The 24,533-nt window shown below is 49.7% G+C and carries 19 protein-coding genes and 2 riboswitches; of the genes, 12 read left to right on the top strand and 7 right to left on the bottom strand.

Annotation, left to right across the window (positions count from 1 at the left end; translation table 11 throughout):
- Positions 1 to 394 precede the first annotated feature (394 nt).
- Positions 395 to 2,176: an ABC transporter substrate-binding protein gene (locus tag B9D94_RS14870; RefSeq protein ID WP_148247368.1), complete on the bottom strand. Its 1,782-nt coding sequence runs from the start codon at positions 2,174 to 2,176 to the stop codon at positions 395 to 397.
- A gap of 397 nt (positions 2,177 to 2,573) precedes the next feature.
- Between B9D94_RS14870 and B9D94_RS14875 the strand changes: the two genes are divergently transcribed.
- The 4 genes from B9D94_RS14875 to B9D94_RS14890 are packed head-to-tail and all read left to right on the top strand — an operon-like array spanning position 2,574 to position 6,603.
- Positions 2,574 to 4,064, top strand: coding sequence for a spore germination protein (locus B9D94_RS14875; RefSeq protein WP_036639333.1), 1,491 nt, complete (start codon positions 2,574 to 2,576; stop codon positions 4,062 to 4,064).
- Between the two features lie 3 nt (positions 4,065 to 4,067).
- Positions 4,068 to 5,192 carry a GerAB/ArcD/ProY family transporter gene (locus tag B9D94_RS14880; RefSeq protein WP_006210780.1) on the top strand — a complete coding sequence of 375 codons (1,125 nt, stop codon included), beginning with the start codon at positions 4,068 to 4,070 and terminating at the stop codon, positions 5,190 to 5,192.
- A complete protein-coding gene (locus tag B9D94_RS14885; RefSeq protein ID WP_253806165.1) occupies positions 5,158 to 6,390 on the top strand; it encodes a Ger(x)C family spore germination protein in 1,233 nt (410 codons plus the stop codon). The genes B9D94_RS14880 and B9D94_RS14885 overlap by 35 nt, the downstream gene beginning before the upstream one ends.
- Before the next feature lie 12 nt (positions 6,391 to 6,402).
- Positions 6,403 to 6,603: a CLC_0170 family protein gene (locus B9D94_RS14890; RefSeq protein ID WP_148247369.1), complete on the top strand. Its 201-nt coding sequence runs from the start codon at positions 6,403 to 6,405 to the stop codon at positions 6,601 to 6,603.
- A gap of 102 nt (positions 6,604 to 6,705) precedes the next feature.
- Here B9D94_RS14890 and B9D94_RS14895 read toward each other — a convergent pair whose 3' ends face one another.
- The 3 genes from B9D94_RS14895 to B9D94_RS14905 all read right to left on the bottom strand — a co-directional run bounded on the left by B9D94_RS14895 (position 6,706) and on the right by B9D94_RS14905 (position 12,192).
- Positions 6,706 to 7,986 (bottom strand): histidine--tRNA ligase, encoded by a 1,281-nt coding sequence (locus B9D94_RS14895; protein ID WP_148247370.1) that lies wholly within the window; start codon positions 7,984 to 7,986, stop codon positions 6,706 to 6,708.
- Positions 7,987 to 8,238: 252 nt separating this feature from the next.
- A complete protein-coding gene (locus B9D94_RS14900; RefSeq protein ID WP_148247371.1) occupies positions 8,239 to 10,305 on the bottom strand; it encodes a catalase in 2,067 nt (688 codons plus the stop codon).
- Positions 10,306 to 10,737: 432 nt separating this feature from the next.
- Positions 10,738 to 12,192: an aminotransferase-like domain-containing protein gene (locus tag B9D94_RS14905; RefSeq protein WP_076151988.1), complete on the bottom strand. Its 1,455-nt coding sequence runs from the start codon at positions 12,190 to 12,192 to the stop codon at positions 10,738 to 10,740.
- Positions 12,193 to 12,292: 100 nt separating this feature from the next.
- On the opposite strand from B9D94_RS14905, the gene B9D94_RS14910 reads away from it, so the two are divergent.
- Positions 12,293 to 13,210 (top strand): DMT family transporter, encoded by a 918-nt coding sequence (locus tag B9D94_RS14910; RefSeq protein ID WP_148247372.1) that lies wholly within the window; start codon positions 12,293 to 12,295, stop codon positions 13,208 to 13,210.
- 102 nt (positions 13,211 to 13,312) lie between these two features.
- Here the strand turns inward: B9D94_RS14910 and gcvH are convergent, their stop codons facing one another.
- Positions 13,313 to 13,702 carry a glycine cleavage system protein GcvH gene (gcvH, locus tag B9D94_RS14915; RefSeq protein ID WP_006210786.1) on the bottom strand — a complete coding sequence of 130 codons (390 nt, stop codon included), beginning with the start codon at positions 13,700 to 13,702 and terminating at the stop codon, positions 13,313 to 13,315.
- 177 nt (positions 13,703 to 13,879) lie between these two features.
- Positions 13,880 to 13,999: riboswitch (glycine riboswitch) on the bottom strand.
- Between the two features lie 189 nt (positions 14,000 to 14,188).
- A riboswitch (glycine riboswitch) is annotated at positions 14,189 to 14,290 on the top strand.
- 223 nt (positions 14,291 to 14,513) lie between these two features.
- Here gcvH and gcvT point away from each other — a divergent pair.
- The 3 genes from gcvT to gcvPB are packed head-to-tail and all read left to right on the top strand — an operon-like array spanning position 14,514 to position 18,426.
- A complete protein-coding gene (gcvT, locus tag B9D94_RS14920) occupies positions 14,514 to 15,626 on the top strand; it encodes a glycine cleavage system aminomethyltransferase GcvT (protein WP_148247373.1) in 1,113 nt (370 codons plus the stop codon).
- A complete protein-coding gene (gcvPA, locus tag B9D94_RS14925; RefSeq protein WP_148247374.1) occupies positions 15,623 to 16,972 on the top strand; it encodes an aminomethyl-transferring glycine dehydrogenase subunit GcvPA in 1,350 nt (449 codons plus the stop codon). Before gcvT ends, gcvPA begins: the two co-directional genes overlap by 4 nt.
- The gene (gene gcvPB, locus B9D94_RS14930) at positions 16,969 to 18,426 is read left to right on the top strand and encodes an aminomethyl-transferring glycine dehydrogenase subunit GcvPB (protein WP_076151993.1); all 1,458 of its coding nucleotides are present in this window, start codon (positions 16,969 to 16,971) and stop codon (positions 18,424 to 18,426) included. The genes gcvPA and gcvPB overlap by 4 nt, the downstream gene beginning before the upstream one ends.
- A gap of 105 nt (positions 18,427 to 18,531) precedes the next feature.
- On the opposite strand, the gene B9D94_RS14935 is transcribed toward gcvPB, so the two are convergent.
- On the bottom strand, positions 18,532 to 20,190 hold the full coding sequence (locus B9D94_RS14935; protein ID WP_172964052.1) for a YcdB/YcdC domain-containing protein: 1,659 nt from the start codon (positions 20,188 to 20,190) through the stop codon (positions 18,532 to 18,534).
- Positions 20,191 to 20,305: 115 nt separating this feature from the next.
- Here B9D94_RS14935 and B9D94_RS14940 point away from each other — a divergent pair, with 115 nt between their 5' ends.
- Positions 20,306 to 21,091 (top strand): arylamine N-acetyltransferase family protein, encoded by a 786-nt coding sequence (locus B9D94_RS14940; RefSeq protein WP_006210795.1) that lies wholly within the window; start codon positions 20,306 to 20,308, stop codon positions 21,089 to 21,091.
- 42 nt (positions 21,092 to 21,133) lie between these two features.
- On the opposite strand, the gene B9D94_RS14945 is transcribed toward B9D94_RS14940, so the two are convergent.
- A complete protein-coding gene (locus tag B9D94_RS14945; protein WP_006210796.1) occupies positions 21,134 to 21,613 on the bottom strand; it encodes a nucleoside deaminase in 480 nt (159 codons plus the stop codon).
- Positions 21,614 to 21,840: 227 nt separating this feature from the next.
- Between B9D94_RS14945 and B9D94_RS14950 the strand changes: the two genes are divergently transcribed.
- The 3 genes from B9D94_RS14950 (at position 21,841) to B9D94_RS14960 (ending at position 24,509) form a co-directional block, all read left to right on the top strand.
- The gene (locus tag B9D94_RS14950) at positions 21,841 to 22,182 is read left to right on the top strand and encodes a hypothetical protein (protein WP_076151995.1); all 342 of its coding nucleotides are present in this window, start codon (positions 21,841 to 21,843) and stop codon (positions 22,180 to 22,182) included.
- Positions 22,183 to 22,250: 68 nt separating this feature from the next.
- On the top strand, positions 22,251 to 23,957 hold the full coding sequence (locus B9D94_RS14955; protein WP_148247376.1) for an ABC transporter ATP-binding protein: 1,707 nt from the start codon (positions 22,251 to 22,253) through the stop codon (positions 23,955 to 23,957).
- A gap of 204 nt (positions 23,958 to 24,161) precedes the next feature.
- On the top strand, positions 24,162 to 24,509 hold the full coding sequence (locus B9D94_RS14960; protein ID WP_006210800.1) for a hypothetical protein: 348 nt from the start codon (positions 24,162 to 24,164) through the stop codon (positions 24,507 to 24,509).
- Positions 24,510 to 24,533: the final 24 nt, after the last annotated feature.

Here is a 24,533-nt window from a genome sequence, read left to right on the forward strand (position 1 = left end):
TGTAGTTCGTTAAAAGGGGAAAATCTGCTGCTCATGTTTACCCTTTTTACAAGTTCGGTGGACCTCCATAATGAAAGTATCAAGACATTCCGCATGGATGAAGCGAATTTATGAATGTCTTGCAGGGAGGTCACATGAACAACGATATATATACGCTGGAGAAGTTACATGAGTATCAACAGACAAGATTGGATGAACTTGATCGTCAGGGAAGATTCGTTATTTATGACGAGACAGGAATAAGCAAATCCCAACGCGCCGCCAAAAATGTCCGTCTTCTCGATAAGCTTTATGGCTTCTTTCGAAAACGCAGATCACGAAGAAGCCATCATAAATCTTTATAAATCAAAAAGAGCAAGCGAGGATGTTCTCGCTTGCTCTTTTTGTTGGCGGATCACACCCGCCAAATTTGCTTAAAATCCAGCCAGCCCAGATTATTGATGACTACACCCTTGTATGATGAATGTAACTGCGCTTGAAACTTGGAATGAATCAAGAATGAGACCTGTGCCTCCTCCCGAAGCCTTTCCTCAATGTTCGCCAAGAGATTCAGCCTTTCCTTGCACTCCTCACTGGCAAGCGCATCATCAATGCATTCTTTCACCCAGTCGTGCAGCGACGGATCCATGAATTCCTTGACAACGCTGTCCTCCTGCTCGTAATTTTCGATCAAGCATACTTCTTCACCAGGCAGAACAAGACCTTGCAGGATACAATCCATATTACTCATCACTTCTGGTTTGTGAATGGTGTCCATCTTCTCTTCGCAGATGATCAATTGAATGCCAATGGCAGCGCATTGATTCTGAACCCATTCCGCATCTTCCATATGATGAGCGAGAGAACCCATTCGAATGGGGGAACCGTCATAACCTGACTGCTGCAGCAGTTGTTTAGCCAAATCCGGATCGAATCGATCTTTGTGGTAAGCCGCTCCATCGTCTATCAGAAAACCTCTGGCCGGATACAGTCTGTACTCCCCTAATTCACGTACCATTCCGGACCGATTGAGAATCAGGCTGAAAGCACGTCGAAATTCGATGGATTGATATGGCCCCGGCTTCCTCATGTTCCACGTAATCAAGGTGGTACAGCCGTTCAGAGATTCAACGGTGTCCATGCCACTCATCTCTTCCGTAGGATCGCTTGGATCCGAATCCTGCAGCAACCGCTCCCACCTGACATCAGAGTGCTCTGCATCTTCCGGCATAAAGATGATTTGGACGCTGTCCAAGTGCGGCCGCCCCTGATAATAATAGGGACTCGCCCGAATAGACAATCGATCCTCCGTCCATTCCTCTACCTGAAAAGGTCCCGTCCCCACAGGAAGCTTCCAGTATTGCTCCTCATTGAAACGGAGCAAATGCTGCGGCACAATCGACATGCACGTGGCAGAGAGATACCGTATAAAGATCCGATTCGGTTTATTGAGGATAAATCGAACTTCGCGAGGAGAGACCACTTCAACGTTTTTTAGTTCGCGTAAGATCCAGCGGTTTCTTTTTCGTCCCAAGCGTTCCATCGTAAATTTCACATCATCTGCGGTTAATTCTTTGCCGTCATGAAACAGAATCCCTTTCCGAAGATGGAAGGTCCAGACCGTTGCGTCATTGTTGTTCTCCCAGTGATGTGCAATCGCCGGAAGATACTGATCCGTAGCGTTCTCATAGATCACCAAGCGGTCGAATATCTGCTGGATCATATGAGCCGGAAAGCTGTAGTAGCATTCTGCGGGATCCAGCGTATCAATTAACCGGTAGACGGGAAGCCGCAAGGAATCCCTTGCTTCCTCTCCCTCCTTCTCCTCCTTGCAGAACCCGAAATGCCCATTCATCCATTCCACATAAGACTCATGCGTGCGGATTTCCTCACCGTAGTTGCGCATCAGCTCAAAGGCTTGTTTATATTCTCCTTTTTCCGTGAGCTGTTGTGCCGCTTCCTGCAGCAGCGCTTCCTTATCCGCCTGAAAAGTCAGCATGGAACGTATCCCTCTTCCACGGCCTGCCTTCCAGATGATCCATTCCTTCTCTTCCAGCTTGCGCAGAACCAGCTTGGCGTTTCGAGCTGAACAATACAGCGTGTTGGCAATCTGTTCAAGTGTTACTTCCGTAGCCATGCTGGCTGGAGCGTTAACAGCAAGCTTTTGGTGCAGCATAAAATATTGTTCGTGCAGCATTGCAATCCGCTCCCTCCTGGTAAATTCTATACGTTTTATTTTACTCGGAGATCGATGGGAGCGCGAGTGCCTTTTCGGTAGAAATCAATTATAGTCAAACATGACAAAAACGAGTTCAATGAATATTTGCATGGGACAATCTTCCTACACGTTATAAAGGATCTCCTCGAAACGTAGAGCATTATTTTCCACGACCGGCCTTTTTGTTGTTTTAAGCCAGAACGAATAAATTTCCTTAATCATGCAAGACTACCTGTATCTAGAGCAACATCATAAGGTGGTTATCCGCATGATACGATTTAGAAATCGAAAAAAACCGCAAAAAAATCCGAATCTGACCACTCGCAGAACGCCTGGTACACCAGAGAAACTGACGGGCTGCTTAGAGTCTGATTTAATGATCGTACGCTCCTGCTTAGGAGACAGTGACGACATCGAAATTCGCCATCTGCATATTTTCAATGAATTTCAAGGCGTTATCATCTACTACACAACCTTGGTCGACACCCTATCCATATATCGTGATATTCATAAACCACTGATGTATAAGCCTCGTCATCTGGAGGACAAGTCTATTCATTTGGATAATCTGATGGACACCCTGATGAATGAGACTTTGTACATTAGCGAAACGGCACGGGTATCTGATGGAGCTGACATTCTGGATGCCATTACAGAAGGCAGCACCGTGCTGCTCATCGATGGCATTCCCGGCGGCCTTGTGCTCGACACAAGGCAAATTGAGAAACGAGGTATCGAGCAGCCCCAAACCGAACATTCCATTCGAGGTCCGAAGGACGGGTTTATCGAGGTATTGGATTCCAACATCTCCCTGCTGCGTGCTCGTATCAAAGTGGGCGATTTTCGAATAAAAATTGTTCGCATTGGAAAAAGAACGAAAACCCGAGTCGCCTTATGTTACATCGAGAGCATTGCCAATCCCAAACTATTGAAGGAAGCGGAGAAACGACTTTCCAAGATTGACATCGATGGCATCCTGGATTCCGGCTATATTGAGCAGTTCATAGAAGATCATCCCTACTCCCCATTCCCTCAGGTTCAAAACACAGAACGACCGGATAAGGCCACTGCCTCCATCCTCGAAGGAAGAGTTATCATTATGGTCGATGGGTCCCCTTTCTCCCTTATCATTCCGGCGGTGTTCAACCAATTCTATCAAGTGACGGATGATTATTCGGAACGGTTCATCATGGGGAGCCTGGTTCGATTTATCCGGCTTCTGGCGATCGTCTTCTCCCTTATATTTCCTGCCCTGTACGTCTCCATTATCTCCTTCAATCCGGAGATGATTCCGACAGACTTCGCCGTGGCCGTGGCCGGTGGGCGGGCCGGTGTCCCCTTCCCTGCCGTTGTGGAAGTATTACTCATCGAGGTGTCTATGGAAGTGCTGCGGGAAGCGACGCTTCGATTACCGCAGCAGATCGGCGGTGCATTGTCCATTGTCGGCGTGCTTGTTGTTGGCGAGGCCGCCGTAGGGGCAGGCTTTGCCAGTCCGATCACGGTTGTCGTCATCGCGCTGACCACGATCGGTTCTTTTGCTACACCAGCCTACAATGCGGCCATCTCGATCCGAATGCTCCGATTCCCTCTGCTGATCGCCGGTGGGATGTTCGGGCTTTATGGCCTCATGATCGGTCTGATCATCATCATGAATCACCTGCTGTTCCTTGACTCGTTTGGCGTTCCATATATGAACCCGGTAACTCCGGTAAGCAAACAAGGGCTGAAGGATTCCTTGATTCGAGGACCGCTCTGGAGTTTCAAGAAGCGGCCCAGCCATCTGCATACCCTGGATGATGATCGATTAGGCTACGAAGGAGTGCCGAAAGCTGAACCTGTTCTTCAATCCAACAAGCAAGGAGAATAAGTCATGCAAGCTTCCTCACATATCACGGAGCGGCAGGTCGGTGCAGTGGTCATTAGTGCCATTATTGGTGTGGGCATACTTGCCCTGCCGCGAATAGCCGCAGAAGAAGCCAACACGGGGGCTCCTCTTGTCACACTGCTTGGAATCGGAATCGCGTTTATCGGTTTGCTCCTGCTCACGCTGCTGGGCATTCGCTTCCCTCGTGAGAGTATTTTCGAATATGGACAGAGAATTATAGGGCGCCCCTTGGCTTATGTGTTTAATACATGTCTGGCCGTCTTCTTCATCTTGCTGACCGCTCTGGCGGTGCGCGAATTCGGAGAAGTCATTACATCAGCCGTCCTCCGGCGGACTCCAACAGAAGTCACCATTATCACCATGATGATATTAGTCGTAATGGCTACAAGACAGAAGCTGTTGAAATTCACATATTTCCATGTCTTCTATCTCCCGTTCATATTAGTCCCGGGGCTTGCCATCGTCCTGGTGTCCTTGCAAAATGCTGAACTTCTGAATCTTCAGCCGATTATCGGGAACATTCCTGCACGATACGGAAAAGGGGCATTAACGATTGCCGCCTTGTTCCAGCCGGCTTTTATCGTTACACTGCTGATCCCGGCTATGCAAACGCCAAAAAAAGCAATCAAATCCTTTCTGGGCGGCATTTTCATATCAGGTACGCTGTATATGCTGATTGTCTGCGCCGCTGTAGCTGTATTCGGACCGCATGAGATCAATCATCTCATGTGGCCGACTCTGGAACTCGCGCGGGCCACCACCATTCCGGGTGACACCTTGGAGCGCCTCGATGCTATTTTTATCATCGTATGGGTGGTCTCGGTCTTTACCTCACTCGCAGCAAGCTACTATATATCGATTAATGGTGCCCAGAAGGTATTCGGAAGTCAGGATCATCGTTTCATTAGCCATTTCTTTCTCCCTTTCGTCTTTATTCTGGCGATGATCCCCAAAAGCGTGTTTTCCTTGTACGTGTTTGTGGAGATTGTGGGAATAATCGGACTGGTGCTGACCATAGGCTATCCCTTCATATTACTGATCGTGGCTTTATTGAGGAAAGTTAGAGGTGAACCGCATGGGAATTCTAGCGAAGTGCAAGAGACAGATTAGCTTTATGCTTCTGGTTTTATTAGTGCTCTCACTGACAGGCTGCTGGGATCGAATTGAAATCGAGGACCGGGCCTTGATTCTGGGGATTGGCATTGATGAGGCTGAGGAAGGGGCAAGCAGTACAGAAGATTTAACTACCCATTCCAGGGAAGAAGCAGCGCCACTGGACAATCGCATGATTCGATTAACGGCGCAGATTGCCGTACCCGGCCTTATTCCGTTAGGTCCTGGCGGTAATGGAGGCTCGGCCGAGGGCAAAGAAGAACCGGTCTGGGTGGTTAGTGTCGTGGGACATACCATTAATGATGCCATGAATAATCTGCAGCAGGAAATTGCGGATCCCCGGTCATTGATTCATCTTCGAGTCATTGTTGTCAATGAGAACGTTGCACGTAGAGGCATGGACGATCTGAATGATTATTTGCGCCGTAATCAGGAGGTTCGCCGATCCACATGGCTGCTGATAACCGATAACAAAGCGGCGGATTTAATGGGAGTTGCTCCTCCATTAGAGCGGGTACCTACCTTATATTTATTGGCCATGCTTGAGAAGGCTGCCGACATGGGGAAGTTCCCGAAGAATTCTCTCTCCAACTATTGGAATAGTGAATCGAAGCTGGGGCAGAACGCCTACCTGCCCTACGTATCGATTCGTCAAAAAGAAAACATTCTGATTAAAGGCTTGGCCTATTTTAATTCCAATAAGCTGGTCGGTACGACCACACCCATCGAAATCGGTGCTTACATGGCGGCTAAGGGATTTAATCCCGGGGGTTATACCGCAATGTACAATGTTCCGGGTATTGGATTTGTTACGATCCGTGCTACAGAGCGCCAGTCCAACATCAAAGTCGACATACGGAATGGTAAACCTCATGCAACGATAAACGTCCGAATCCAGGCTGAATTGGCCGAGAAATACAGTCCCAAGCCAGGGATGGACGATCAGGAAGAGTTGAACATGGCTGAGAGGGGATTTAACCGGTTTGTCAAAGAAATGATCACGAGTTTACTTGAGAAAACTCAAAAAGACAAATCGGATATTATAGGTTTCGGTGAGATCGTAAGAGCAAACAACCGGGATTACTGGCACAAACACATTCGTGACAAAAATGACTGGGCCCTGTTGTACTCCAACATGACGTACACTATTCATGTGAGCTCCGATATAAGAAGAGTCGGCATGAAGGTAGATTAGGGGGTAATTGATATGGTTTCTGTGTTTAACTCTGCAGCTTATGCAAGCGTGATGCTCCTTGGATCGGGTCTAATGATGCTGACGGTCGACCGGAAAAATTATAAAGCAAGAAATATGAAAAAGGAGTACAGCTATTCCATCATTTTAGGAGTACTGCTGATCGTGCTGTCCGTCCTTGCCATCTGGAGTTACTTTACGATATTTCATACTTGACCGATGGTATGTAGATGGAAAGACCCCGCGCTGCCGCTTCCGGCAAAGCGGGGTCTTCGTGTATCCAAGCTGATGCAAACCGCTTGGTTCATGCGTGTTGATTCATGAATTCTGCTTCATGAATGCCACGACTTCTTCAAGCCGCATCTGAACCTCCGTATTCTCGTGCATATCCTTCAATCGCACCTGTCCCGCAGCCGCTTCCTCTTCGCCGATCAGAATGACATACGGGATGCCATCGGAAGAGGCCTTCGACAGCGTCTTTTTCAATTTCCGTCCGTTATGAGCGAATTCGGTACGTAATCCTTGGTTTCTGAGGACTGCAGCTGCTCGAAGCCCTTCCGGAATGGCATCTCCTATCGGAATAACAATCACCTCCGGCTTGCTCGTTCCCATTGGGCGGTTGCGGATCATTTCCATGATGGATTCCATTCCGAACGACAGCCCAACCGTCGGATAGGCAATATCATCCCTTCCGACGAGGTGTGCGATAATGGCATCATACCGTCCCCCTCCGCCCAGGCTTGGACGGTAGCTGCCCGAGACATCAAAGATTTCATATACGGTACCCGTATAGAAAGACAATCCGCGTGAAAGAAATGGATCGAACACACAATCCTGCTCAAGCCCTACTCGCTGCAGCATGTCTTGCAGCATCTGGACTTCACGTGCACCGGGGTTGTCGCCTACGCGGTATCTCCCGACAATCTGTTCGAAGGACGGCTCTTTAAGATCAACAAACTCAAGGATGTGATCGCAAACCTCAGGAGCCAGCACCTTGCTCACCAGTTCTTGCCGAACTCCTTCCCTGCCAATCTTCTCGATCTTGTCGAGCGTTAGCATTACCGTTGATTTCATCTCTGCGGGAACGCCCATCGATTCAAGCACCTCCCCCAAAAATCGGCGGTTATTCCATCGGAGGAGAACCGGAATCTCCAATCTCCGAAACGCTTCAACTGCGAGCTGCATCAGCTCGACCTCCGCTTCCGGACCCGGAATCCCCACCACATCGACATCGCATTGCAGAAATTCCCGCAATCTTCCCCGCTTAACGGGTCCATCCCGAAAGACCTTCCCCATCTCAAACCGTTTAAACGGCAGCTCGATACCGGGGTTAAAGGCAATCACCTTGGCAAATGGAATCGTCAAATCGTATCGTAGACCCAGGTCTCGCTTTCCCTGATCGGTCAGCTGATACATCTCCTTCTGAATTTCTTCTCCGCCTGCATACTTCGAAGACAACAGTTCCCGCTCATTCAGGATGGTGGATTCCATCTCCTCATAATCATAGCTCTCAAACACGTCGCGCAGTGTGGACTGCACCTTTCGCCGAACGGCCTGCTCCTTGCCAAAATAGTCGTTTGTCCCTTTTACGTTCTGCACCTTAGATCATCCTTTCTTCTTCTGAAAATAAAAAACGCGCCGGACCTCTTGGTCCCGCGCGCTTGGTATGCGGCAGGGAGGCCAACGCGAACAGCGTCAGCCCACCCTGATTGGTTACAGGTGTGCTAACGCTGCTTGTGATGATGAAGTTGATTCCATTGGATGTTCATCATGATATAATCCCCTTCACTCCATAAATGATTAAAGGGAATTATACCTTAATCCATTCCTGTATTCAAGCAATACCCAAAGTTAAATAGCGCGCGTCCAATGACGATGCGCAGCGATTGCCTCCATGAAGGCTTGTCCGAACGGTTTAAGCTCCTCATTCTCCTGAGCAATCACGATACCTTCTCCATTTGCGGATGGCAGCAGATTAGCCCCTTCCGCAATAGCTCCGATTGGCTTGAAATGCTGGTAGGCTTCCTTGATAAAATCGAGAGTCTTCGGCTCAGTCAGGAGCTCCGACACGCTTAAGGCGCCCCCTGCGACAAGCACCGCGTCAAACAAGACCGAATCAGCCCCGAGGAGGGAATGCTGAACCTCCAGCTCCCCGCTGGTTTTACCCTTAATGGTCCCCAGCTTCGGACTAACCACTTCGGCGATGATGCCCGCTTGCTGCAGCTGGGATAACACAAACGGCAACTCGTCCGTGAATCCGTTACCTGCAAGCACAGCCACCTTACGCGTTAAGGGCAGCTTTACCGTATTCATCATGCTCAGCGCAGGCGAAGACTCACTGGAAGCCGAACCGCTGGTTTGGGGAGGAATCGTTCCGATGCCTTCCGAAATGCGGGTTGCGAGATCACTGTCGACATGAGCAAACAGATCAACGACCTGCTGGCGGATTTCCTTCCGCTGCACCTTGCCAAGCTCGAATTGGAAAGCGGATACGATATGCATTTTCTCCACATCCGACATACTGTTCCAGAACATCGCCGCCTGGCTGAAGTGATCCTTGAAGCTATCGCTGCGGGCCTGGACCTTGCGTCCCTCAACCTTCTCCGTATAGTGCTCGTAGCCGCCTTTCTCAGGCGCAACCGGCTTCGGCGTATTGCCGGCGATGCCGTTCTTGTGATAGCTGACCGGTCCCTTATTGATGGTCATGCGGTGCATACCATCCCGCTGGTTGTTGTGAACCGGCGCAACGGAACGGTTGATCGGAATTTCATGAAAATTCGGTCCGCCCAGCCGGGATAGCTGCGTATCGGTATAAGAGAACAGACGACCTTGCAGCAGTGGATCATTCGTGAAATCAATACCGGGAACGACATGTCCGGGATGGAATGCGATTTGTTCCGTTTCGGCAAAGAAATTATCCGTATTGCGATTCAGTGTCATTTTGCCGATGATTTTTACCGGAATGATCTCTTCAGGCCATACCTTCGTCGGATCGAGGATATCAAAGTTAAAATCGAACTCGGCCTCCTCCGGAATCATTTGCACGCCAAACTCATATTCCGGATAATTCCCGGACTCGATGGCATCCCACAGATCACGGCGATTAAAGTCGGGGTCCTTCCCTGCCAGCTTCTGCGTTTCGTCCCATACGAGGGAATGTGTGCCGAGTACCGGTTTCCAGTGGAATTTCACGAAATGCGCTTTTCCCTCCTCATTCACGAAACGGAAGGTATGCACGCCAAAGCCCTCCATCATCCGAAAGCTTCGCGGGAGCGAGCGGTCGGACATTGCCCACATAATCATGTGCGCACTTTCTGTGTTGTGAACAACGAAATCCCAGAAGGTATCATGAGCGGACTGGGCCTGCGGAATCTCGTTATGAGGCTCCGGCTTTACCGCATGAATGAAATCGGGAAACTTCATCGCATCCTGAATAAAGAATACCGGCATGTTGTTCCCCACCAGATCATAATTTCCTTCTTCCGTGTAAAATTTGGTCGCAAAACCGCGTACATCCCTGACCGTGTCAGCTGAGCCTCTGGAACCTGCAACTGTGGAGAAACGGACGAATACCGGTGTGACCACGGAAGGATCCTGAAGGAACTTGGCTTTTGTATAGTCTTTCATCGATTCATATACCTGAAAATAACCATGTGCCCCGAAACCGCGGGCATGCACGATCCGCTCCGGAATTCGTTCATGGTCAAAATGCGTCATTTTTTCCCTGAAGTGAAAGTCCTCCATCAATGTCGGACCGCGTTCACCAACTTTAAGCGAATGTTCATCCTCAGAGACGTTCAGTCCCTGATTGGTTGTCAAGTTCTTGCCGTCATTGTCTACCGTGAATTGCTCCAGCTGTTGGTCCTTGCTTGTCTTGTTCTGGTTGTTAGCATTCGGATTGGAATTTGAATTGTCCATTTGTCGGAACCTCCTGGTATGTAGTAGATGAGCATCTGACGAGTGCAGCGATTGGCAACAGATCCGCTCGTGAACCCGAGATTTAATTACCCTGCAAAATGGAATGCGAATCCAGTTTCATCATTCCTTCATAAAATGCTCATGGAATGAACGCCAGCGGTTCCAGCCCCACCGGTATTAACCAAAAAAGCAGCCCACTCCGAAGAGCTGGACTGCTTATAACCTGAGCCGCATGCCTTCCGGCATGAGTAGTTCATACCTCCGATGCTGGCGGCCCATCTCCTTTTTTATATGCGATTTGCACATAACACGAGCTTGGAGCATGTTTTGTACACCATACAGAAGAAAAAATGATCTCAATCCACTCAGTCCGGCTCAGCCGACTCTGCTGCCCTGTCACTTGATGGCAGATGCATTGATTCTGTGTATCTCTTATACCTTCACGCGATCCGCTATCTGAATCAGACGCCTGATACCTTCTTCCAGCTGGATCTCACTGATATACGAATAACTGAGCCTGATCCACGAATCCATCCTATCCAGAGGATCACAAATACGCCCGGGAACAAAGGCTATCGACTCAGCAAGACATTGCCGCAATAACTCATCCACGTTGACGTTGTTCGGGAGCTCTATCCACAGATTCAACCCTCCTCCTGGGCTGGTCCATCGCCAATCCGTAGCCTCCAGCAGCTTCTCCATTCTGGCTTTACGAAGCTCCAGCGCAATTCGAAGCTTAGCCACATGCTCCTGAAGCCTGCTGGAGAAGAAATAGTGCTGAAATATCTTCTGGGTCAGCAGCGGCGTTCCATTGTCCGACAGGGCCTTGATCGGAATAATGGCATTCATCAGCTCCGGACGGGCGGCCAGCACCGATATTCGCAAGCCGGGAGCCACATATTTGCTGAAGCTTCGAATGTGAATGACATATCCTTCGGTATCGTAATAAAAAAAGGGCAGCGGCGGCGGATCTCCGAAATAGATGTCGTGATATACCTCATCCTCCACCAAAATGCATTGATACCGTTCCGCCAATTCAACCAGCGCCTTGCGCTGTCTGACGGGAACCGTATATCCCGTGGGATTCTGAAATGTAGGGTTCATATAGAACAGCTTCGGCTGCTCTGTACGCATAAGAAATTCGATCTGTTCGAGATCATATCCTTGCGGCGCAATCTCGACGGGAAGCAGCTTCACATTCTGCTGCACAAACAAATCAATCGCCGGACTGTATGTCGGCCGTTCAATCAATACGCGATCTCCGTCTTTCACCAAGGAACGTGAAATCAAGTCAATTGCCTGTTGAGAGCCCGTTGTGATCAGCAGCTCTTCCGGATGTACCGTTATGCCTTGTTTCTCCATAAAATACCGGGCCAATTCCGCTCGCAGCTCTATATCTCCGGACACCGAGGAATAAGTGCTCAGCACCTTCGGATACATATCAAACACTTGTTTGACATGATTGGACAGGTAGGCATTGGGCAGCAAACCAGGATCAATCAGGGCTTCGGACATTTGGTAATCCACTTGCTGCCTGTGAATGTCCGATAACCGGCTGCGATGGACATACAGCGATCTGGCCTGATAATCCCATGATCGGCTGTCCCGATGCGATGCTCGCGATGCATCGGCGGCTGCCGATTCCGATGCCGATACGAAATATCCCGATTTGTATTTTACGTGAACAATCCCATCTTCCAGCAGCTGCTGATAAGCCTTCAGCACCGTCAATCGATGAACGTTCATTCTCTCGGCCATCACTCGCACGGAGGGCAGCTTGTCCAGTTCCTTCCACTCACCTTGGGTTATGCCATCCACGATAGCGTCATAGACAGATTGCTGCAGCTTCCGTTTTTCATGTTTAGCTCCCACCGTTGTGATTTCCATAGATGTTTCCCCCAATCTGTACCATTGGCGCATCTGTTCTATCTTCTAGCGATCTGGTCTACTAACTACCCATTATAGTATAGAAAAAGGAGGATGCTGCATGATTATTTTCAACTACTTGCTAATGTGCGCTATTTTCAGCACAACGTTTCTCGCCATCAAGGTTGGCGTTGAAGCCGGACTGCCGCCCTTTTTCTCGGCAGGGCTTCGATTCCTTCTGGCGGGCGCACTCATCTTCCTGTGGATGATATCACGGCGTAAAGTGAAGCTGAACCTGCTCCTGCGCAAGGAGTTCATTCTGATTGGAATGACCAGCACGTTTATGACATTTGCAACACTATACTGGGCTGAGCAGCATATTACTTCAGGAATCGCTGCCATTCTGTCGGCAACAGGTCCAATGATGATTCTGATACTTCAATCGGTTGTGATGAGGAAAAAAGCCCGGCGCAGCGATTATTGGGGATGCGCCGTCGGTTTTGCGGGGGTCTGCGTGCTCATCATGCCAAATCTGGTGCTGGGGAGCAATATGATTTGGATTCTGAGCTGTATTGTCATTCTAATCGGGGAGGTCGGATATAGCGTGGGCTCCCTGGCTACCCGCAAACTGTCATTTGACATGCCCGATATCTCGCCGATCACAATCAATGCGGTCCAGATGATGTATGGCGGAGCTGCGTTATTGCTTCTGTCGGTATTCAGTGAACAAGTTCGGTTGCATGATATTCTGACCCTGCCTGCTATAGGCTCTGTATTGTATTTGATGATCATCGGCTCGATGCTGGGCCATAGCCTGTATGCCTGGCTGCTGAAAGCAACGAATGCGTTTTTCCCTTCCACCTGGCTGTTTGTTTCTCCGATTATAGCACTGGGACTGGGCGTGCTCCTGTATGCTGAAGGCATTTCACTCTATTCAATCCTTGGCAGTCTGTTGATTATTGGCGGGATCGTCGTCATCAATCTTCCCGAACTTCGAGCACACATGAGCGCAAGACGCTTGGCGTCGAACACGCTTTAGAAATAGCACTTGGAGAAAAAAATTAAAACAGCTGCACCTCGTAACCTTCGTTACGAACGCGCAGCTGTTTATGTTTTAATATCCCAGATTATGGTTCAATTGTTAGTCCACTTTCGCACGATAAGATTCAGCAGTCAGCAGCTTCCCGAGAGCTTCCTCCAGCTCACCCTCCACCTCAACCTCAATAATCCATCCGCCATCGTACGGCTCTCCGTTTACAAGCTCCGGCTGGTCTTCCAGTGAATTATTCACTTTGGTAATGGTTCCGGATACAGGGGAATACAGCTCTGATACGGTTTTTACCGATTCAATTGTACCAATGCTATCGCCTGCGGAAACCGCAGCACCTGCCTCAGGCAGCTCAACGAATACGATATCGCCCAGCTGGCATTGCGCATGATCGGAAATGCCGACGCGCACCACGTTTCCTTCTACCTTCAATGCCCATTCATGATCGTCGCTGTACACCAAATTCTCTCTGATTTCACTCATTTACGGATACTCCTCTTTTCTTAAAGAAATGAAATTAAGGTGAATAAATGAAAAAAAAGAACACAAAAAAGGCATTCGCCTTCTCTCTGTCCTCGGTACCTGAGAGTTTGTGATCGACCACGTGTCGCCTTGGTCTTATCTTTCCCCTTGGGTGGCTTGCGCACTCTCCAGAGCTGCGTCAGATGGCGGTACTTTTACCTGAGAGATTACTCGTAAGCCCGGCAGGCACAACGGTTTGCTCCTTCGGTGCCGCCCGGCAGCAATACCCTTTCCGGCGGTCTCTCCCATCCATCGTCATCCGCATATTCGATTGGCTTATTCTCCCACAGAATAAAACAGGGACGAGGCGATGTCAAGATATCTAACAAAAATTTTAGCATTGAAAATATTTAAGTGAAATAAAGGTTGACACTTTATGGAGAAAGACGTTTATAATAATCACAAGAACATAGGAAGATCATTACAACTCAATATATTTTCACGCGGATGATGGTAGCGGGAGAGATTACCAACAGGATTGACAGGTAACGCCGAAGGAGTAAGCCGTAACACGGTGAATCTCTCAGGCAAAAGGACCTTTACCGGACGCACCTCTGGAGAGAATTCTAAATGCAGAATCACCCACGGGGAAACTCACACACGCTTTACACAATACTAACATGACATGTGGGGTAACTCTCAGGTACAAAGGACAGAGCAGAAGGATCATTTAATGAGCGGGCTTTTTTTTCGAGCGCCTCTTGTTATCCTTCTGCCTGTCCTTTTTTTGGTGTTCCCCCCTTTAATCATGCCAATTAGAAGAGGTGAAGAGATGAGTTCATTACAACGTACACCGCTCTACCCGCTTTATTCCGATTTTCCTTCGGCTCGCTGCATCGACTTCGGCGGCTGGGAGCTTCCCGTGCAATTTTCCGGCATTGTTCAAGAGCATGAAGCTGTGCGCAAGCAGGCTGGCCTGTTCGACGTTTCCCATATGGGCGAATTTATCGTCACAGGAGCAGACGCTGAAGCCTTTATCCAGAAGATGACTACGAATGATGTAACCCGATTATCAGCTGGTCAGGCCCAATACACCCTAATGTGTTACGACAACGGTGGTACGGTTGATGATCTGCTTGTCTATAAACTGTCGGCGGATCAATTCATGCTGGTTGTGAATGCCTCCAACATCGACAAGGATCTCCAGTGGCTTCAGGATCATCTTGCGGGTGATGTCATAATCCGGAATGTATCCGCAGAGACAGCGCTGATTGCAATTCAGGGGCCTGACGCTGTAAACATCATGGCGCAGGCTACCTCCGAGACACTAAGCGAGCTCCCTTCCTTCCATTTTATTCAGAACGCTCAAGTATTCGGCGCGACAGCGCTGCTGTCCCGGACCGGTTACACCGGGGAAGATGGCTTCGAAATCTACTGCTCCGCTGCAGATGCACCTGCCATTTGGAGTGGTCTGTTAGCCGCTGGACAATCTCATGGACTCATTCCAACTGGACTCGGTGCCCGTGATACGCTTCGCTTCGAGGCGAAATTGCCATTGTACGGGCAGGAACTTTCAAGCACGATTTCTCCACTTGAAGCCAGCCTGGGTTTCTTCGTGAAGCTGGACAGCGGTGATTTCATCGGTCGGGAAGCGCTTCAGCAGCAGAAAAATGCGGGTGTACCGCGTAAACTTGTCGGCATAGAACTCATCGACCGCGGCATTCCTCGCTCCCATTATCCTGTATTCAACAGTGAAGGTGAACCCATCGGCGAAGTGACAAGCGGTACTCAGTCCCCAACGCTCAAGAGAAATCTAGGCCTGGCCCTGATCGAAACCGCCTATACAAGCCTGGATTCCGAGGTATGGGTGGAAATCCGCGGTAAGAAGTTAAAAGCCAAAGTGGTTAAGACACCATTCTACAAAAGAGGAGCTGCCTTATCATGAAGCATCGTTACTTGCCTATGACCGATCAAGATCAGGCCGACATGCTTGCCGCAGTCGGTGCGGAGACGATCGAGGATCTGTTTGCCGATATCCCGAAAGCTGTCCGTTACAACGGAATCATCCCTATGTCGAAACGACTGGGTGAGCCGGAACTTCTGAAGCATATGCGCAGCCTGTCGGATCGCAACGCCGATTTTGATCGCTATACAAGCTTTCTGGGCGCCGGTTTATATGACCACCATATTCCCGTTGTGCTCAATCATGTCATCTCCCGCTCCGAATTCTATACCGCTTATACGCCTTACCAGCCGGAGATCAGTCAGGGCGAGCTTCAAGCAATCTTTGAATTTCAATCCTATATCTGCGAATTGACCGGCATGAAGGTCGCGAATGCCAGCATGTATGACGGATCTACGGCACTTGCCGAAGCTGCAGCGCTTGCCAGCGGGGCGACTAAACGCAAGAAAATCGTCATTTCCCGCGCTGTTCATCCAGAAGCACGGGAAATCGTTCTCACGTCGGCTCATGGCCTCGACCTGGAAGTCGTTGAAGTCGGCATTGTGAATGGGGTTACCGACCAGAAAGCTCTCGCTGCCGCGATTACAGAAGATACAGCGGCCGTACTTCTGCAATCGCCGAATTTCTTCGGCTGCATTGAAGATGTGAAGTCGATCGAACCGTTGGTGCATGAGAAAAAATCGCTCCTTGTGCTAAGCGTTAATCCGCTCTCCCTTGGTTTGCTGGAATCTCCAGGCGTCCTTGGGGCCGACATTGTGGTCGGCGATGCTCAGCCGCTTGGTATTCCTGCATCTCTTGGTGGACCCACCTGCGGTTTCTTTGCGGTATCCGAGCCGCTGATGCGCCGGATTCCCGGTCGTATTGTGGGTCAAACCGTTGACCAGGACGGCAAACGGGGCTTCGTGCTAACCCTGCAAGCGCGCGAACAGCATATCCGCCGCGAGAAGGCAACTTCGAATATCTGCTCGAACCAGGCCCTGCTCGCTTTGTGTGCGTCCGTTTATATGTCCACCCTGGGCAAAGCGGGCATGCAGGAGGCAGCTCTTCTCAATGTGCGCAAATCCCATTATGCTGCTGAGCGTGCATCCCATGGGTCCCTCTCCCTTCCATTCAGCTCTCCCTTCTTTAACGAATTCGTAGTGAAGCTGCCAGAAGGGACTAACATCAAGGAGCTCAACTCGAAGCTGCTGGGTGCAGGTTATATCGGCGGATATGATCTTGGTGTCTCCTATCCCGAGCTTCAAGGATGCATGCTGATTGCCGTAACCGAGCGGCGAACGAAGGAAGAAATCGACCAATTCATTGGCGAACTGGAGGCGATCATATGAAACCGGAAAAAGCATTGATATTCGAACTCAGCAAGCCGGGGCGTGTCGCCTATTCCCTTCCTGAGTGTGACGTTCCGGAAGTGGACGCTGCATCCCTCATCCCAGAAGATCTGCTTCGCAGCAATCCGGCTGAGCTGCCGGAAGTATACGAAGTAGATGTGATACGGCACTACACCGAGCTGTCGAGACGAAACTTCGGTATCGATAACGGCTTCTACCCGCTCGGTTCATGCACGATGAAATATAATCCGAAGATTAATGAGGATGTTGCCCGCTTTGCCGGGTTTGCCAAGATTCATCCGTACCAGCCTGAAGAAAGCATTCAGGGGGCTCTGGAGATGCTCTATACCCTTCAGAACGATCTGGCGGCACTTACCGGCATGGATCAGGTAACACTGCAGCCTGCTGCGGGTGCCCACGGTGAATGGACGGGTCTTATGCTTATCCGTGCTTACCATGAGAGCCGCGGCGAGAAGCGCACCAAGGTGATTGTTCCCGACTCCTCGCACGGTACGAATCCAGCCAGTGCGACAGTAGCCGGTTACGACACCATCACGATCAAATCCAACGAGCGCGGTATGGTGGATCTGGATGCTCTGCGCGCAGTTGTTGGTGACGACACGGCCGCCCTGATGCTGACGAATCCAAGCACACTGGGTCTGTTCGAGGAGCAGATCGTGGAAATTGCGGAAATCGTGCACGAGGCAGGCGGTCTCCTCTATTATGACGGAGCCAATTCCAATGCGATTATGGGTATTACCCGACCAGGCGACATGGGTTTTGACGTAGTCCATCTCAATCTGCATAAAACAATGAGCACCCCGCACGGCGGCGGCGGTCCGGGTGCTGGTCCTGTCGGTGTGAAGAGTTTGTTGATTCCGTTCCTGCCGAAACCGATTGTATCCAAACGCGAGGACGGCAGCTTCTATTGGGACTACGACAGGCCCCAGTCGATTGGCCGCGTAAAGGCATTCTATGGCAACTTCGGTATCCTGGTTCGTGCCTACACGTATATTCGCACCTACGGTCCAGACGGGCTCCGCCGCGTCTCTGAACTCGCCGTACTGAACGCCAACTATATGATGCATCGTCTGGCTCCATACTACGAGGTCGCTTACCCGGGGCTGTGCAAGCACGAATTCGTCCTGTCCGGCAGAAAGCTGAAAGAATACGGTGTACGTACTCTTGATGTTGCCAAGCGGCTGCTCGACTTTGGCTATCATCCGCCAACCATCTACTTCCCGCTGAACGTGGAAGAATGCATCATGATTGAGCCGACCGAGACAGAAAGCAAGGAAACACTTGACGGCTTCATCGACACGATGATCCAGATCGCCAAGGAAGCTGAAACCACGCCGGAGGTTGTCATCAACGCACCTTATACAACCGTGGTGAAGCGTCTTGACGAAACAACCGCTGCACGCAAACCGGTTCTGAACTGCACTTGCGGTTAATATAGAGTTTGAGCTGTAATACAAGAAAGGGTGTCCCTCGCCAGTTTCTGGCGATTGGGGCACCCTTCTTTTGTGATACGGCATAATATGAACATTTATAATACACTACATTTTCATCCACACAGGCTCTCCGTTCACGGCATCGATAAATTCCAGTATATGCTCTTCCGTTGTTCCTTCCAGCTCTGCTCTCCTCTTGTAGACGGGATCATAGATTAATTTGTAGCATGATGTGTTGTCGTCACCGTCAATGAACCACCTAAGCGATACTTCGAGATGGTCCGCATAACGGGCAAGCGCCTCCTCGGGCGAAACCATGGACTCAAACCGGCAGGCCTCCAGCTCTAGAATTCTCTCCTTCGACACACTGCGGTAGATAAGGACTTCACCTGTAATGGTACTTACGCTGATATGAACACGCTCGGTCCTGACCCTGTATTGATCAACAAATAACGGTAGATGGAAGTTCTCCCGCTTGCGCGGTTCAGCTGCGCCTTGCTCTTCCTCAAGCTCTTGATCCGCTTCCGACTCCTCTTCATCCCACTCCACTTCCAATTGCAAGTATGCCGCATATTCAGGGAAGAACCGCTGCAAGAATCGTTCTGCGACCCTCCAGCATTGCTCACGCGTTAACACCGCTTCACCCTCAGGGCTCCTTTGCTTATAATGCAGCCTTTCCAGATGGCCCGTCGATTTATCAATATGTACCATATAAGCCGCATCAAAGTTTCGAAGTGCGTCTCCCCATCGTCTTTCCATGTATCCGTCAACGGATAACGGGTCCGTTGTGGGACAACTCTCCTGATCCGCGCCAGCTTCATTGTTCGCGAGGTTTTTTTCAAAATAGTACAGAATTAGGTTCTCCTCGTCTCCTCTGGGCCGATCCAGAACGTACCTTGCGGTATCTATCCCAAGCTGTGCCTCCCAGAAGCGAATCAGGCTTGTGTATCCATCCAAGGACATATTCTCCGTTTCGGGGTTTGAATGAGCCATCGCCTCAAGCAATGCTCCTTCAGTCTCTTTGGACGGCTGCTGTATTTCATCATGGGCGGGGGGAATGGGAACCGTAGGCGGCAGCAGATCGTGCTGCAGAGCAAACAAGGGCTCACCCGTCACGGCATCGATCTTGCGACGTCCTTGAGCCGGTTCATAGACCAGACGATGCTGCTCCTCATTCCCTTCCAGTTCGTAAACTGACGGATATAATGTCGTAATGATTAACCCCATATGTATATCCTGAATGATCCGCTCCTTCGCTGCCTCAGGGGTGACGATTTCAGAAGGCCAACCGGGAAGTTCCACCCCCGTGTATTCGTCCGCCTGATATCGGACCACATTTAAATTTTGATCAAGTCTGACTTCACATCCGGTATTAGGCAGAGGCAATCCTCCTACTTCGGCCCTGATTTCGACATCATAGCGGTTTCTCTTAAACTCAGCGTGAAGGGAGGTCAACACTTTATAATCCGGATGAAACTTGCTCATGAACGCTTTCGCGGCCTTCTTCGCCTGTTCAATTGCAACAGCCTCCTCCATCGATTCATGTGACTCCTGTTCGATTTCCAGCCTCATCAGCTGTCCGGTTTTCAAACTTAAAGATACCTCGATTTTATGATCTTTAAGCTGAGGATCCTCCCAAATAAACGTTCTTGCTCTTTCATTAAAACCCTTAGGGGTATTGTCCTCCATAACAAGTCTATAATGCTCAGGTATGAATGTTATTTTTCTAGCTGCCGTCCGAAGGGCGGTCATATCCATCGGCATAATCTCCACTCCGTTTCCTTCTCTATTAGAAAGTTCTGATTTATGATATAAAGTATATAATTATATTTCGCTACGTTCTACCAAGCTGACCAAATACGAAAGTTGCGGTGATGAAATGAATAACAAGGTCAATACCCTGGACATAAACCAGTATCTGGATCGTATTGGATACACCGGCCCAATTGTAAATAGTGCCTATATGCTTGCCAGATTGCAAGAGCAGCATGTGCACACCGTACCCTATGAAAATCTCGATATCCTGGACCGAATTCCCCTTTCCCTAGATATCCCCCATCTTTACGATAAAATCGTGACGAGGCACCGCGGCGGTTACTGCTTCGAGCTGAATGCCCTGTTTGGCTGGCTGCTGCAGGAGCTGGGTTTTGAGGTCACTCATTACTTCGGCCGCTTCTGGCGGGATGAAACCGATACTCCAGCCAAACGCAGGCATCATATTCTGCAGATAAATATCGGGGAGCAGCGCTTTATTGCCGATGTTGGTGTGGGAGGGGCAGGTCCGCGTCAGCCGCTGGAGCTGGTGGATGGCCTGGAACAAACCCAGGGCAATGAAACCTACCGTCTCGTACAAACAGAAGCATACGGCTGGATGCTTGAGGAGTGGAAGAAGGAAGCCTGGGATCCCGTATTCTCCTTTACGGAGGAACCGAATCTCCCCCGAGATTTCATTACGACTTCATTCTGGTGCGAGCATGCTCCCGAATCGCCCTTTAACAAAACCGCCCGAGTATCCATCCGTACGGCAGAAGGCAGAAACACTGTTGACAATGACGAATTCAGAATCTACAAGCCCAGCGGCGTCCATTCCTTTAAGCCAGGCAACGAGCAGGAATATGCGAATGCGCTCAATACTTATTTTGGCATCAAAATTGCCAAGTCATAAACAAACCCGGGCTACCCTTACAGGAAACCCGGGTTCTTCATGTTAATATTCAATTTTGCGCTCGGCTGAGCTCCAGGCTTGAAAGGGCAGCAAATAATCATCGGTCTGAATCTGCTTCATGGGAATCGAACGCTGTTCCATGGGTGTTGCAATCTCGTCATATATAAAATGATCATCAAACCCGATCTCGGCTGCCTCTTTTTTGGTGCTTGCATAATAGACGGCGTCCGGTCTTGACCAATAGATAGCTCCCAGGCACATCGGGCAAGGCTCGCAGCTGGTATAAATCGTACAGCCCTTTAACTGAAAATCCTCCATATGCAGGCATGCTTCTCGTATCGCTTGCACTTCGGCATGAGCTGTAGGGTCATTCAGAGCAGTAACCAGATTCCGGCCTCTGCCTATCACTTTCCCCTCTTTAACGACAATCGCTCCAAAAGGTCCACCCTCCACATTCTGAACGTTTTGATGGGCTTCCTCGATGGCTATCTGCATCCAGTATTCATGATTAGGTTCGGTCATTGCGTTAAGCTCCCCTCTATGGTCTCTACTCTCTACGCTCCCGTGGTCACAATCCCTCTACATTCTCCTCGGGGCGATTATGTATAATCATAGCATATCTTCCCTCTGTCTCCTCGAATTTTCCAATATCCTAAATAAATGGATTGACGAAATTGTATACGAACGTATACAATCAAATTATGAGGTATACATACGTATACAATTAATTTTGAAGGAGGTCGTGCTGCATGCGAAAAGAGGATCAGGATATGCCGGGCCAGAACCGGGAGGAATTCCGCCATCGCGATAGCCACCGTCAGGGCGGGCGTCACGGAAGACGTCTTGAGGAACACCACGGCGGCAGAGAAGGCGGTAAGATGGCGCAGACGTTTCGCAGGGGGCGTGCGCTGTCTTTTTTAGACCATTTATATGTGAAACGGGATACCTTGAGGAAGCAGGTAAATGACCCCGACTTTCAAGCAATTAAAGACGTGGTCAGCGGAGAGCTGAAGGCCGTGGATCAGATCATTCACGAGTACATTCAAGCTTTTGAGCTGTATGATACGAAGCAGCCCAGTGACAGCCGATAATGGCTGTTAGACATTGTTTATTCGAACCCATAACCCTGACAGAGGTATAACTTGGAGTGTGATGATACTTGATCAGAAAGTTTTTTTCGTACTATCGTCCTTATAAGGGATTGTTCATTCTGGATTTTACGTGCGCGGTCATCGCCGGACTCCTTGAGCTTGCTTTTCCGCTGGCCGTTAGCAAATTTATTGATGATCTGCTGCCAAGCCAGGATTGGCCGTTGATCCTTATCGCCTGTATTGTCCTGCTGTCCATCTATGCGCTGAACACCGCGCTGCAATATATTGTGACCTACTGGGGACATATGCTGGGCATTAATATTGAAACGGATATGCGGGAGAACATGTTCTCTCATATTCAGAAGTTATCCTTCCGTTTCTTTGACAACAACAAAACCGGCCACCTCATGGGCCGCATCACGAATGATCTGAACGATGTCGGGGAAGTAGCTCACCATGGGCCGGAGGATGTGTTTATTGCCATCATGACATTGCTCGGATCGTTCTCCCTAATGGCTTACATTAATCTGGAGCTTGCACTGCTAACCTTCATCATCGTGCCATTCATGGCATGGCTGATCATCAAATTCGGCGGGAGGATGACAACAACGTATAGACAATTGTTCGGGAATGTAGGGAATTTCAATGCCCGCATCGAAGACAACGTTGGCGGTATCCGTGTCGTTCAGTCGTTTGCTAATGAAGAACATGAGAAGAAGCTGTTTGCCGAGGAGAATAAGCAGTTCCGTGCCACCAAGCTGCTGGCTTACAAAACCATGGCAAAGAGCATGTCGGTCAGCTATATGCTGATGAGATTAATCACGGTGTTTGTTATGATCTGCGGTGCCTGGTTCTTTATCCAGGGCAAGCTTGAAATGGGTGAGTTCATGGCATTCCTGCTGCTCTCCAACATCTTCTTCCGCCCGATCGAGAAGATCAATGCGGTTATTGAGAGTTATCCCAAAGGCATTGCCGGCTTTAAACGTTACCTGGAGATTATGGAAACCGATCCGGAAATCGCGGATGCCCCTGATGCCGTTTCCCTCTCCTCCGTCCGGGGAGATATCCGCTTTGAAGGGGTAACCTTTGGATATGAGTCGTCAAGAACCATTTTGAATAACATTCACCTGTCGGTTCGTGCCGGGGAAACCGTCGCGTTTGTCGGTCCTTCCGGTGCGGGCAAAACGACGATCTGCAGTCTGCTCCCCCGCTTCTATGAGGTGGAGCAAGGCAGCATTACGGTTGATGGAATCGATATCCGGGATGTCCAATTGCGAAGCCTGCGCAAGCATATCGGCATCGTGCAGCAGGATGTCTTCCTGTTCTCCGGCACGATCCGGGACAATATCGCGTATGGCGATTTACATGCAACCGATCATCAAATCTGGGAAGCCGCTCGGCGCGCATCGCTGGATGACCTGATACGCAGCCTGCCAGACGGCATGGAGACCATCATCGGGGAACGCGGAGTCAAGCTGTCCGGCGGTCAGAAGCAGCGATTATCCATTGCGAGAATGTTCCTTAAGAACCCGCCGATTCTGATCCTGGACGAAGCCACGTCCGCACTGGATACAGAGACGGAGGCCCAAATCCAGAAGTCGCTTGCAGAACTGTCGGTGGGCAGAACAACGCTGGTTATCGCTCACCGCCTGACCACGATTCAGAGTGCGGACCGGATTATCGTCGTGAATTCCGATGGCATTGCCGAACAGGGCACACATCAGGAATTGATTCATTCCGGCGGCGTGTACAGCCGGCTTCATCAAGTTCATTAAGCATATGAAAGAAGGATGGTTCCCGGTTGTAAGGGAGCCATCCTTTTTATGTTGCCAAGCACACTCTTCGCTTGCACCGAAGGCATTACAAAATTTCAGCAGGACTGCACAACAGCATTCGTTCAAATTGTCCATGGATAAAAAAGTTGTTGCGAGGAAACATTAATGGCGTACCGCAATGACTATGGTTATAGGAGGCGCTTTATGTTCTACATCTACAGTATCGGCTTGCTCTTCGGCGGTCTGTCGATCATCAATCTCGTATTTTCATACCAAACCAAGCATATCCAGCATCTGTTCTGGCCTACGCTGCAGTTTCAGTTGTTCATGCTCCCCTTGTTCCTCATTGCCAATATGTGCATAGGATACGGGATCCGCTATGGATACAAAGCTACCGATCAATTAGGCTACACCCTCATCTTCTCTAAATGCTTGGAAATCCTGATTTCATTAGGAGTGGCTTACTTGTTCCTGAAGGAAGTTCCGACTTGGAAGAACTGGGTCGGCATCGGAGTCATTGCGGTTGGCATCTTCCTTGTTAAACAGAAATGAACACACCATGCACCGGTTTCTTTT

Source organism: Paenibacillus sp. Cedars (assembly GCF_003184205.1).
In the GTDB taxonomy this organism is placed as follows: domain Bacteria; phylum Bacillota; class Bacilli; order Paenibacillales; family Paenibacillaceae; genus Paenibacillus_AQ; species Paenibacillus_AQ glucanolyticus.